The organism is Campylobacter concisus, from assembly GCF_902460575.1.
GTDB classification, from domain to species: Bacteria; Campylobacterota; Campylobacteria; order Campylobacterales; family Campylobacteraceae; genus Campylobacter_A; species Campylobacter_A concisus_AW.
In genome coordinates, this window is the sequence record NZ_CABPUY010000003.1 from 1 (window position 1) to 12,780 (window position 12,780).

At 29.0% G+C, this 12,780-nt stretch carries 11 protein-coding genes; all 11 read right to left on the reverse strand.

Features of this window, described 5'->3' with window-relative positions; all coding sequences use genetic code 11:
* A partial coding sequence (locus F3G76_RS06485; RefSeq protein ID WP_223227436.1) for a glycosyltransferase occupies nt 1-220 on the reverse strand: 220 nt, incomplete at its 3' end.
* A 14-nt stretch (nt 221-234) separates the two neighbouring features.
* Complete coding sequence (locus F3G76_RS06490; RefSeq protein WP_149706249.1) at nt 235-1,314, reverse strand: glycosyltransferase family protein; 1,080 nt, start codon at nt 1,312-1,314, stop codon at nt 235-237.
* 17 nt (nt 1,315-1,331) lie between these two features.
* Nucleotides 1,332-3,161, reverse strand: coding sequence for an asparagine synthase (glutamine-hydrolyzing) (gene asnB / locus F3G76_RS06495; protein WP_149706250.1), 1,830 nt, complete (start codon nt 3,159-3,161; stop codon nt 1,332-1,334).
* Nucleotides 3,162-3,167: 6 nt separating this feature from the next.
* Nucleotides 3,168-4,226, reverse strand: coding sequence for a glycosyltransferase family protein (locus F3G76_RS06500; protein ID WP_149706251.1), 1,059 nt, complete (start codon nt 4,224-4,226; stop codon nt 3,168-3,170).
* Nucleotides 4,223-5,098 carry an NAD-dependent epimerase/dehydratase family protein gene (locus tag F3G76_RS06505; RefSeq protein WP_149706252.1) on the reverse strand — a complete coding sequence of 292 codons (876 nt, stop codon included), beginning with the start codon at nt 5,096-5,098 and terminating at the stop codon, nt 4,223-4,225. Before F3G76_RS06505 ends, F3G76_RS06500 begins: the two co-directional genes overlap by 4 nt.
* Nucleotides 5,099-5,527: 429 nt before the next feature.
* Nucleotides 5,528-6,436 (reverse strand): DapH/DapD/GlmU-related protein, encoded by a 909-nt coding sequence (locus F3G76_RS06510; protein ID WP_149706253.1) that lies wholly within the window; start codon nt 6,434-6,436, stop codon nt 5,528-5,530.
* Nucleotides 6,433-7,140, reverse strand: coding sequence for a polysaccharide deacetylase family protein (locus F3G76_RS06515; protein WP_149706254.1), 708 nt, complete (start codon nt 7,138-7,140; stop codon nt 6,433-6,435). The genes F3G76_RS06510 and F3G76_RS06515 overlap by 4 nt, the downstream gene beginning before the upstream one ends.
* An 11-nt stretch (nt 7,141-7,151) precedes the next feature.
* Nucleotides 7,152-8,594, reverse strand: a complete 1,443-nt coding sequence (locus F3G76_RS06520; RefSeq protein ID WP_149706255.1) for a lipopolysaccharide biosynthesis protein — start codon at nt 8,592-8,594, stop codon at nt 7,152-7,154.
* Nucleotides 8,595-8,599: 5 nt separating this feature from the next.
* Complete coding sequence (locus F3G76_RS06525) at nt 8,600-9,442, reverse strand: methyltransferase domain-containing protein (protein ID WP_149706256.1); 843 nt, start codon at nt 9,440-9,442, stop codon at nt 8,600-8,602.
* On the reverse strand, nt 9,435-11,423 hold the full coding sequence (asnB, locus tag F3G76_RS06530; protein ID WP_149706257.1) for an asparagine synthase (glutamine-hydrolyzing): 1,989 nt from the start codon (nt 11,421-11,423) through the stop codon (nt 9,435-9,437). The genes F3G76_RS06525 and asnB (F3G76_RS06530) overlap by 8 nt, the downstream gene beginning before the upstream one ends.
* Nucleotides 11,424-11,785: 362 nt before the next feature.
* The gene (locus F3G76_RS06535; protein WP_149706258.1) at nt 11,786-12,772 is read right to left on the reverse strand and encodes an NAD-dependent epimerase/dehydratase family protein; all 987 of its coding nucleotides are present in this window, start codon (nt 12,770-12,772) and stop codon (nt 11,786-11,788) included.
* Nucleotides 12,773-12,780: the final 8 nt, after the last annotated feature.

Consider the following 12,780-nt stretch of genomic DNA (forward strand, 5'->3'; position numbering starts at 1 on the left):
GCTTAATTTCATTTAAAATTTTAGCTAATTTAAAAATATAGAATAAATAATAATAGTTACCTCCTCTATTATCAACAGTTTTATCACTAAGAAAAAAAATATTTTTACAGTTTGTTATATTTATTTTGGAAAAAGTTGCCAAAAAAACATCATATCCAGATTCAATAAAATAGTCTACCCATTTTTTGGTATGTATTGAGCCAGCATCTGCTACAAACATTATTTTCTTTATATTCACTGTTCCCCCATAATTTCTTTAAAGAATTCCAGTCTTTTTTGTTCTTTAATTCTTATATCTAAATTTTCTTCAGCAAATTTTCTGGCAAGAATGTTGATATTGTTATTATTAAATACGCTATCAACAAATACCTTTATCTTACTTAAATCTATATTATCCTCATCCAGTCTTAAGGCAAATTTTTCTATGTCTTGTAAATCTGTATCCTCATAAGCATATATTATTGGAAGTCCGCAAGATAAATATTCTCTTGTTTTCAGAGGAGATGCTTCTCTCATTTTTTTATATATATATATAGACAATGTGCCTATTCCGACATCGCATTTTACAATTTCATCGATCACTCTGTCGCTAGACATCCTTCCCATATATTTTAAATTATCAGTATTGCAGCCATCCTGCCCAATTATTATAAAGTCATATTTGGTCAAATTTTTAGCCATTTCTACTATCTTATCAACACCATGCCACTTTTGTCCAACTGAACCAACGAAAACTAACCTTGGTCTAGTGTTTGTATTATTTTTTATGGGATATTTTTTTACATCTGCTCCATTTGCTATAACGATACTTTTTTTACCAAAATAGCTAAAAATATTTGATAATTCATGACTTACAAAAACAAATGCCGATATTTTTTTTAAAATTATATTTCTGGTTATCAAATTATATAAATGCGTCAAACGTGATCTGGATTTATATTCTGTTACATCATTTGAATTTATCTCCATAATAACACGCTTCTTTTTCGCAAGATAGTAGAAAAATGGAGTAAAAAGAATATATCTAGTATAAATCAAATCATAATTAACAATATGATGCACTTTCGTTAAAAAATAAGTAGAAAAATAAATCCTAAACAATGATCCAATTTTGCCGAATTTTTTAAAATTGACTCGCCTAAAACTAGTCACCATTTTAAGGTCGCTATCATACAACGCATTATCAAAAATTGAAAAAAAACAAATCTGATGACCCTGCTGCTGCCAAAATAAAACTTGACTCTTAACTTTTTTTATAACTCCAGAATGGCTACCAGCAAGTATACTCTCATCAACAACATACAATATTTTCATACTATAATCTTATAATACTACTTTGCATGAACATCATAAACTCTCTCCCAAACACTCACACAATAAAGACGCCACATTATGAGTATGTTCATACTATTAAGCTTAAATTTTAAATGCTCCATATCGGCAACAGATTTAATAATATCAGAGCCTAATATATCCTCTTTCATTTTATCTTTGATGCTATTTAACCAAATATTGTCAGGTGCATTAAAACCAAATTTATTTTTTCGCCAAACTATTTCATTTGGTAAAATACTATCAATGACCTTTCTTAAGACATATTTACTCCAACCATCTTTAATTTTATATTTTGCATTTATGCTCAGAGAATTTTCTAAATTTACATAATCTACAAATGGGAGCCTGGTTTCGATAGAGTGCCTCATTGAGTTTTTATCCTCATATCTCAAAAGCGCTGGTAAATTTGTGGTAAAAATTTCATATTTTTGCATTTCATCTATATTGAAATATTTTTTTGACAAATTTTCCAAGAATAAAAATTTATTTTCAAAAGCTTTTAAAAAACTAACATTTCTTTTAATGTAAATTTTTCTTATCCCAAAAAATAAACTTCCAACTATATATTTCAATATCCCAAATAAACTCAATTTTGAGTTATTTTTATTTGACCTCATTATCTCTTTTAAACAGTACACTAAACCAAAATTTTTAAACATATCTAAATAAATTGCTGGGTAATACTTTTCATATCCAAGTAGAGTCTCGTCACCACCTTGGCCATCCAACATAACCTTACAGTTTAAATCCTTTGCTTTTTGCATAACAAAATACTGCATAAAAATAGATGGGCCACCAAATGGTTCCTCTTGCGTATAAACAACTTCCTGTATGTTATCAATAAATTTTTGTGTACTTGGCTCCACTATTTGTAAATTTAAGTCGCAATGCTGCGCCACCATTTGTGCATATATACTTTCATCTGTACTTTTCTCTATTGATTTTGCATGAATGGCTATAAATTTTTCCTCATTATTGGTATATGCCATAGAAGCAAGCGCTGCCACACTCGAGCTATCAAGCCCCCCGCTAAGACAAGTTCCGACTTTAACGTCCGATCTCAACCTCAACTTAATTGCTTGTTTTAAATTTTTTGAAACCGAATCTACGCTTTGAGTTTCATCTAATTTTTTATTATTTTCATTTAATGCTATATCGTAATATTTTTTAATTTTAAAATTATGAGTTTTTAAATCATAAATCATATTATGAGCTTGCTCTAACTTATAGATGCCTTCAAAAAATGTTTCATTAGTATGTTCTAGTATACCGGTAGCTAAAAAATCAATTAGCAAGGTCTTGTTTACAAATTTGCCATTGCATAAATTTAAAAGTTGTTTTATTTCAGAGCCAAATACAAATTTATCTTTTGTCTGTGTAAAATAAAATGGCTTTACTCCAAATCTATCTCTTGAACAAAACAATATATCTTCTTTTTTGTCATATATTGCAAAAGCCCACATTCCATTAAATTTTTCGACACAATCTTTGCCCCATCGATCATAGCTTGCTAAAATAACTTCAGTATCAGTTTTTGAGTTAAATTTATATCCAAATTCTTCAAGTTCTTTTCTTATCTCTAAATAATTAAAAATTTCACCGTTATATGTTATTGTATATTTATCTTCCATATAGCTCATAGGCTGATGACCATCTTTACTAAGATCCAAGATAGATAATCTTCTATGTCCTAATGCAAAATTTTTGCCATAAAAAAAGCCCTCATCGTCTGGCCCTCTATGAACTATCAAATCATTCATATTTTTTATTTCATCTTTTGCCACAGCAACATTGCTCTTATTTATTATTCCACTTATTCCACACATTTAAAATCAACTTTCATATATATTTTGAACTATCTTTGCCACATTCAAGGGGTTGTGCCATTTATTTACATAATCAACAGAAGCTTGACTCTTTTTATATAATAAATCAATATTATCTAGGTATTTTGACAGCTCATCTTCTATGTTAAATGGATTTATATTTATAACACTATCCAAGATATCTTTAGCCATATCTTTTGGGACAAACCTTAAATCCTCTTCTCTTATAAAAACACCGAGTGGCTTGCCCATTTTCATAACCTCAACACCAAAAGCACCATACCAGCCAGCTAAAATCTGATCTATCACAATATCTGCTTTTTTGTAAAGAGCCAATGCATCTTGATGTGAAACATTTTCTATTACTTGAATTTCTATATTGTTATATTTTTTCTGTAAATTTGATAAGGCCTTTAATATATAAGCAGATCCTTTACCATATCTATTTGTTGGGGAATGAACAATTTTTATTTTATCTTCTATTATATATTTTTCATTATTAATTTCATTCCAACCTGCTATAATATAAGGCAAAAATGTCGTTTTTTTCTTTGGCAAGAAATACATAAGATCTGGATTTAAAGAAAAAATATGATCAACATATTTTTCAACTTTCTCCAACTGTTTAACTCGCCTTTTGTCCATTGTGCCATTATTACACTGCCCACCATTACAATAATACTCATGGCACGGAGAGAATGAAACCCTATCAATTGTCTTATATTTTTGCCTAATATCACATCCATTATAAGTTATGATTTTTTTGCCCCCATAAAATGGTAAATCTAAACAATATAAATTATAACTAGGAAAATTAAGCAAAGAAGTTCCGAAGTTAAAATGATAGATATCATATTTGTTTCGTATTTTTAAAAATTCATAAAATTTTCTAAAGGCTTTATAATATTTATTTCTACCTTGCAAATTGAGACAAATGTCACTTTTGTAATTCAACCAATTATTTTCTTCTATAAGAACCTGGCTATATATACCTAAAGTTTTCTCCGCTTGAGATAATCCCCAAGCATTACCACCTACAGACGTTGGAAGATGTAGTACTCTCATAAAGCTTTTACCATTTTATTGATACCATCAAGTATTTTTATTATTGGTTTATCCAATTTTTCAACCATGTTAGAGATGTCACCTACCAGATCGTTACCATTAACACTATTTTGATGAAATATAGGTTTTTTACCAACCACTTCTCCTATTGCTCCAGACAACCGCCTAATACTCACAATCTCGTCTCCAGCAATATTAAAAATATGTTCCCCATTTAAATCAATAGTTTTAGCAATAATACGCGCAGCATCTTGTACGTAAATTGGATTAATTTTTATACCGTCTACACCGCTCAAAAGAATTTTTTCTCCATTTATAATATTATTGATTAATCTCGGAATCAACATTGTGCTAGTTTGTCCAACCCCATACATAAAAAAAGGTCTAAGAATAACAAATGTTTCAAAAAAGGGCGCAAAATTTTTCAAAAGCATTTCCGCAGCCAGTTTGCTATTCAAATAAAATCCCAGTTTTTGATTTGCGTCTATTTGAAAAAACTCTTTGGCAGGATATGGTTGATTTGAATAAACTCCACCACTTGAAGCATAAATAAATTTCTTCACTCCATTCTTGACAGCCCATTGTATTATTTTACTTGGAGCACATATGTTAATATCCAACATATCATTGCTTCCATCTGGAAATTCTCTAAATCTATTCGATTGAGCCAAGTAAAATACAACATCAATCGACTTTGGGAGTGTGTCAACATTAAAATTTGCAAGATCTATTTCTACAACATTAACTTTATTATCTTCAAATTTTATTTTATTTTTATTTTTAACAACAGCAAATAAATTAGTATTATCTTTTAAAATATCAACCAAATACATACCAAGCAAACCATTTGCACCAATTATCATTATGTTCATTTAATTAAGCACCTTTAACTTTATTGATTTTTATAGAATATATCTCAGCCTCTCCATCAATAACCATCATTTTTTTACAAAACATGATATTGCAAAAAACTCTTCTTTTTATTTGATCAACTCCTACTACTTTAACGATCACCCCCCCCTACCGCATCAAAAATACAAACAAGTTTTAAATGTAAAATATAAAACACAACCAGTCCCCGGAAGTCTTGTTTCAAAAATTAAATAAAGATGCGGACATCACACCATGGGTTGTTTTTATATCTTGTATTTTTGACGCACTCTTCATCCAAATGAATAAGATTGCTATAGCCAGAAATTTGAGCAAATTTAAGTATATTTTCATCTGTTGCTACATATTCTAAACTCTCACTCATACCAATTTTAATTTCGTAAATTGGTATTGTTTTTATTTTCGTACTATTACTTACCTATTATTTTATTTATTTTTACAATATCCCTAAAACTCAAATTAGAAATATTTCCTATTTTAGAATTTGGTAAAATATCATCTGAAATAATACACGCGATTCCCAAGAAAGATCCATCCCCAATATTAACACCATCTCTAATGGTAGAATTTGGGCCTATCCAGCAGTTATTGCCAATTTTTGCACTTCCACTAATTTCAGAACAAGCTGCTATCATAGTGTTTTTACCTATTTTTACATTATGAGCAATAAATGCGTTATCATCTATTTTTGTATTATCGCCAATAATTGTAGAATTTAGTGCCCCTCTTGCAATTATTGTTTTTGCTCCAATTTCTACCTCATTCCCTATTACAACATTTCCAAAATGGGGAAACCTTATTGGCCTATTATATTCATCTCGCTCGAACCCAAATCCGTCCTCGCCTATAATAGCCCCAGATTTAATATAGCATTTTTTTCCAACTATTGTATTCTCTGCAATAACAACATGATTATTAATGACGGTGTTATCACCGATTTTAACATTGTCACCAATCACGCTATACTCTCCTATGGCAACATTATTCCCTATAGTAACATTATTCCCTATAATTACTGTACTTGAAATAATATTTTTTTTATTGACAAGAAAAAACCTATTAAGAACCCTTATAAAATCCAAACGTGGATTTTTACTATATACGACTATTGCTTGGTTGTTTTCATCAATAATATGATTACAAGCAATAATCAAAGCCTTTTTGGTACTATCAAAAACAAAATCCTTTTTAGTCAAAAACGACACGGCACCATCTTCTAGTGCAGATATACTTGTAAATTTGTTTATCTCCATATCACAGTTTTCTATATTGGATTTTATACCTAAAAATGACAAAATATCTTCTACTGTAATAATCATATAAATTTTATGTCCTTTCTATTTCCATATGCTCTTTCTGTATTTACAACCTGTTCTTGCTCTTGTTCAAAATTACATTTTATAGCACTTATAAATTTTTCTTCAGTGTCATTACCACAGGCCATCCACCAAATAGGGTGTATCAATACTTGAATTTTAGGATATACGCCGCTAGTGATTATGTCAATAATATCATCCTTGAAAATCATATTAGAGTCAGATACATACTTAATATCACGAAAATAACTCTTATCGTAGGTATTTATCTGTTTTATTCCTATAGAATTGTCTATTATTTTTTTTGACGGCTGATGAAAAGATACTACATTTATTCTTGTATCAAAATTTTTTTCGAGCATTAAAATTTCACTGTCTACAAGTTCTTGTAAACTAATATTTTTAGAATAGTATCCTTCATCATAATGCAACCCTATACAATGACCCATGTCAATAATTTGTCTTACAATATTATCATTGGCCCTACTAAATAGATTATAAAATGGACTTCTAACCATAAAAAAAAACGTCGAATTGACACCTAATTTATGTTCTAGCTTTGCCATCTCTAATGCTAATTTTGGACTTACATCTATATCGTGCCTTAAGATGCAACTTTTATCCTTAAAATTATCAAAATAGTTAAATGAAAAACCATATTCTTTAAACTTATCAAGCAACATACGATAAAATTTACAATCAAACAAAATATTACTCCCTATCTGGTACTCATTTTGGATCTTACTTTATCATAAAACAACTTAAGCAGTATCTTTTCTTCCTTATTAGTGATCAATAAAGTAATGGTAAAAAACAAAAATAATGCAAAAATACATTTTATAATAAAATTTGATAGAGAAATTTCATAAAAAAAATTTCTTAAGAAATAGCTAACAAAGATTATAAATAGTAAAACACAAATTTTTCTAACTACACTATATGTGACACGATATAGTTTAATTGAAATAAAGCCGTATAAATAAGCTCCCAAAAAAGAGCTTAATAGCGTAGAAAAAACGGAACCATACAACCCATAGTATGGGATCAAAGTATAATTTAGAGATGTGTTTAAAACAGCTGCTATTAAAGTAATTATAAAAGTATATACAGTTTTTTGAGATAAAAATATTCCAGGGAAAAATACATACATGGTTGAGAAAAACATTACCATAACAAGCCACGGAACAAATTTTGCCGATTCATAAAAGTCATTATTTACAAAAATAAACAAAACATCATTTGAAAACAAAATACTGGCACAAACAATAAATATAGCACATACTGAAAAAAAACTAAATATAATTGATATATCTTTTTTAGTTTTTTGATCATTATAATATTTAGATACCAATGGCATTATAGCCCACTGAAAACCAACCATAACAAGAGAAACAACTGATGCAAACCTGTATGCTATACTATAAATTCCAAGTTCTTTCAATCCAAGTAAATTACCAATTGCTACTCTATCTATACTATTTGCAATAAAAATAGATATACTAGAAAAAACAAATGGATAAGAAAATTTAATAAGCTCTTTAAATTTACAAAAATTAAAAAGCATAGAGTAATTATTTCTTGAATAATAAAAAGCAAGAATAATTGAAGTAGCGTTAGCAAGTATTTGTGCGATCAATAAAGAGAATAATTCAAAACCACATAATAATAGTGGTATAGCAATAATGGCAATACACAAAGCATTTACCACAGAGGTTATTATATTATGTAATGGCTTAATTTCCCACTTAAGAATTCCTTGGATAAAATAGAATATTCCATTCGTAAAAATAACAAAACAGGCAAGAGAAAAATATTCAAAATTATTACCATTAAAAATCAATAAAGTCAACTCTTTACTAAAAAATAAGGCAAAAGTTAAAAAACAAGTATAAGTAAATAAAATAAATATAAATGCTGTAGAAACATATTCTCTCCGATCGATATCACTAGAAGATTGATAAAACCTAGCAATTGCAATTGAAATTTCAAATGTTAGGAGTATGTTAACAATATTAGAAGCAATAAATATCAAATCAAATAGCCCATAGTCCTCAGCAGTAATATATTTGGTATATATTGGCAACAGCACAATAGACAAACCTTTTGTCATAATGTTGCCAATAATATAAATAAGACTATTAGAAAGCAATTCCCTTTTCATTAATTTTAATAGATAGCAACTGCATACATTATTGAATTTGAAAAAGGCACTATTTTAGTGTCAACAACAGAACCACCCAGGCTTTTTATATATTTATCTATCGAAGATCGCGTAAAATAATGGAAATGCAAATCATCTAATGGAATTTTATTATTCAGTTTGTATGATCTTTTCCTCATTGCTTTATATAATAGAAATAAGTATAAAGGTGTTTTAATCATCTTAATAATTAGATCTTTAAAATTTAATATTTTAAAATGTTCAAAAAATTTATAAATAGATTGTCTAGCCACCAAATCACAATCATGCAAACCAATCCAAAAAAAAACGATACCATTTGGTTTTAATACTTTCCTAATTTCATCTTTTACATCTTCTAAATTTTCAAAATGATCAAGACTGGTACTAAAGATCAAATAATCAAATTTATGATCCAAATATCTATTTAAGCCTTCAAATTTTCCATTTATAAACAAATACTCTCTGTCTGTTTTATTGACATCAAATGGATCAAGTCCAACATATGATAAAAATCCTATATTCTTTAATTTATTAAAATATATAGGATACGTTTTAGATATGCCGCATCCTACATCAAGTACAAATTTATGTTCCAAGTTACCAATTATATTCAAAGACATAAACGCTTGAAATTCATTCATTAAAAAAATTATTTCATCTGAATGTTTTCCCAATAAATGAGTCTCCATATACTGATCAATACTAGCATCTTGTTTTTCGAGTTGCACAGTATCTTCTATTAACTCTGTTGTAATGTAGGTACTGACTATGTTTTCATTAGTAAAACCAACGTTTGTTAACTTGTATTTTTCTTTTTTATCACACATAAATATTGTTCCATTCTTCAAAATTTAGTAAACTCCAAATAAAAAGTCTTCTATTTTGCCTACCATTTAAATGTTCTTCCAATAATCTCTCAACAGTTTTTTTATCAAAATAGTTGTATATTCTAGCATTTTTATTTAAAAGTTTTGTTCTAACAAACTCCATACTATCCCCCCTAAACCAACTTTCATCAGGAGAGCTAAATCCTTGTTTGATAGCATTATTTATCTCACTTGGTATATATTTTTTCATAGCTTTTCGTAGTATCATTTTCCCATCATTTGTCTTTTGCAGCTTTCCTATGGAGTTTTCATCTACATTTACAACATTTTTTAAATTCCGAAGTTTAAATCTTACTGGTATTTTCTGAACAAAATCAACCAAATCATTGTCTAAAAATGGCACTCTAGTTTCTAGAGAATGTGCCATTGATAACTTATCTTCAACTACCAAAAGTCCGTGTAAAAAAGTTTTAGCTTCAAAATATAATGAATGATTTATATACTCCTCTGGTGTTTGTCCTGTTTTCTTATCTATAAAAATGTTTGCAAAAATATCTCTAGTCCATACATTCTCAACATCTTTTGCAATTGGAAAAAAAAGCTCCTTTAGATCCTTATTTGGCAAAAGTCTCTTCCAAAAACCATAGTATTTATCCACATAATCATCAAAATTTATATTATTTACAGCCCTATAATACCTCCAAGGATATCCGGCAAATAACTCATCGCCACCGGCACCCCCTAGAACAACCTTAGAAAATTTACTAGCGAGTTTTGCCGCATAATAATTTGGGTAGCTCTGTCCAACTCGAGGTTCCTCAAGATGATAGGCAAAATCTTTTAAACATCTCTCCATATCACCAGACTTTAAAACCATCTCGTAGTGTTCTGTTTTAAATTTGTATGACATGTATTCAGACTTTGATCTTTCATCAAATCCAAGCTCTATACCATTTGCACTATTTAGATCAAAGCCTACAGTAAAAGTATTTAACCAAGGAATATTTTTAGCAGCAATAGCCACTATAGAGCCACTATCTAAACCTCCGCTAAGATAGCTACCAATTGGCACATCGGCAACCAACTGCCTTTTAACTGCTTGGTTAAAAAGTCTATCTAGTTCCTCTATGCACTCTCTTTCATCTTTAAAATTTTCTTCTTTAAAGCTAAAGTCCCAAAATTTAATATTTTTAATATCTTTAGTTTTTAAATTTATATCAAGAAAATGTCCAGCCTCTAAAATTTGTATATTTTTATGAAGAGTTTTATTTGTAAAAATATTTTGGAAAGTAAAATATTCAAGCAATGCTTCTTTGTCAACTTGTGTTTCATAGTCTTTGTATTTTAAAATGGCCTTTATTTCACTTGCAAAAATAAGAGTTCTATCTTTGGTTAAATTATAATAAATAGGCTTTATGCCATAGCGATCACGCGCAAGAATAATACGTTTTTTAAAGTTATCATATATACAAAAAGCAAACATACCGTTAAATTTCTCGATACATTTTTCACCCCATTCTATATAAGCATATACAATAACTTCTGTGTCTGTATTACTTTTGAATTTGTGCCCTATTTTTATCAACTCATTTTTTATTTCTTGAAAATTATAAATTTCACCATTATAAACAACCCAAATATTTTTAGATAAATCACTTATGGGTTGATGGCCGGCATAGCTTGTATCAAGTATTGCAAGCCTCCTATGCCCCAGAAATAAATCATAATCATGGGAACATAGTTCCCTTTTCATAGAATCAGACTCAATAGATGGAAGCATGCCGTCTATATTTTTGAATTCATCATCGGTTAGATTTTGAAAAAAAGATAATTTGTAGTTATAGTGTCTAGAGCCAGTATGAAAAAATAAATATCCCGCATCATCAGGACCCCTGTGAGCAATACTATCGGCCATGGGTTTTGCACAATCAACAAGAATACTTTTAGAATTTAATGAAACTGCACCAACAATACCACACATTTTAACTACTACCTCTTTAAATATTCTTCATCTTATTTTAAACCATACAAAACCACTATCATGCAAACAATGTTTATTGTGTAAATGCAATAAAACTAGTTTTTTAAAATTACTTTTTCTCTGATGATATAATATATACATCATACATATATATACTAGGAATATATTTTAGTTTATCCATTCAATCACAAACTAATTTAATTTTGTAACAAAAACATATTAATAATAAAATTAATCCTATACTAGATTTGCGAAAAAACAAATATTGAAATCAAATCTTAGCTTTTACTATTATTTATATCCATTTTATGTTTATATTTCTCTCTGTTGTATCATTTTAAAAAACCAAAAAATAATACTACCTACCCTATAATCCCATTTGCTTCACGCCAAGCAATCAACTTTTTAAGGCCTTCCTCTAATGAGTATTTATATTTAAACCCCAATTCTCTTTCTGCTTTTTCTCTTGAGCCTATGCGATTTTGAACAAGTTGTCTAGCATCATCTGCACTATATGGTATAAATTTTATTTTTAAATTCGAATTTTTAAGTCTAAGTATCGTTTCACAAAGTGTTTTTATTGTAGTTTGCACTTCTGTACCAACATTATAAAAACCAAATTTCACATCCGATTTAAGAGCAAGTACATTACATCTTGCAATGTCTTCAACATATATAAAATCATAAGCTTGAGACCCATCGCCATTAATAGACGGTTCCTCATTTCTATCTATTTTATTTAAAACAATAGGTACAACTCCACTATATACGGCATGCTGATCCTGTCCAGGACCATATACATTCATATATCTAAGTCCTATAATTTCCAAACCATATCTATCATTATAAGCAGTACACATGGCTTCACCAGCTATTTTTGTAGCTCCATAAAAATTTTTATTATTAAAAGGATGTGTTTCTTTCATAGGAACTTCCGCTGCATCACCATACACAGAAGCAGATGAACTATAAATTAGTTTTTTAACTTTATGCTTTACACAAGCCTCAAGTACATTAAATGTACCAGCTATATTTACATCAAATGCAGTCCTTGGAAAATCTTTACAATGCAAAAGCCACATAGCAGCAAGATGAAAAACGTAATCTATACCTTCCATCGCTTTATCCAAAACATCCACCTCCCTAACATCACCGCCATACGAGAAAATATGACACCTTGGGTCTTTAAGACTTTCTCTTATATTATCCAATTTTCCACGAGTAAAATTATCATAAACTATAACCTCTTTAACTGGTTCCTTAAGAAGCTCACTTACAACAAATCCCCCTATAAAGCCTGCTGCACCTATAACTAGAACTCTAGCATCTTGTAGCTTATTATTATTCATTTTTACAT

Coding starts and splice junctions, on each gene's coding strand:
- F3G76_RS06535 (WP_149706258.1), bottom strand. CDS start 12,772: ATGAATAATAATAAGCTACAAGATGCTAGAGTTCTAGTTATAGGTGCA.
- F3G76_RS06525 (WP_149706256.1), bottom strand. CDS start 9,442: ATGTGTGATAAAAAAGAAAAATACAAGTTAACAAACGTTGGTTTTACT.
- F3G76_RS06520 (WP_149706255.1), bottom strand. CDS start 8,594: ATGAAAAGGGAATTGCTTTCTAATAGTCTTATTTATATTATTGGCAAC.
- F3G76_RS06505 (WP_149706252.1), bottom strand. CDS start 5,098: ATGAACATAATGATAATTGGTGCAAATGGTTTGCTTGGTATGTATTTG.
- F3G76_RS06510 (WP_149706253.1), bottom strand. CDS start 6,436: ATGATTATTACAGTAGAAGATATTTTGTCATTTTTAGGTATAAAATCC.
- F3G76_RS06500 (WP_149706251.1), bottom strand. CDS start 4,226: ATGAGAGTACTACATCTTCCAACGTCTGTAGGTGGTAATGCTTGGGGA.
- asnB (WP_149706257.1), bottom strand. CDS start 11,423: ATGTGTGGTATTGTTGGTGCAGTTTCATTAAATTCTAAAAGTATTCTT.
- F3G76_RS06490 (WP_149706249.1), bottom strand. CDS start 1,314: ATGAAAATATTGTATGTTGTTGATGAGAGTATACTTGCTGGTAGCCAT.
- asnB (WP_149706250.1), bottom strand. CDS start 3,161: ATGTGTGGAATAAGTGGAATAATAAATAAGAGCAATGTTGCTGTGGCA.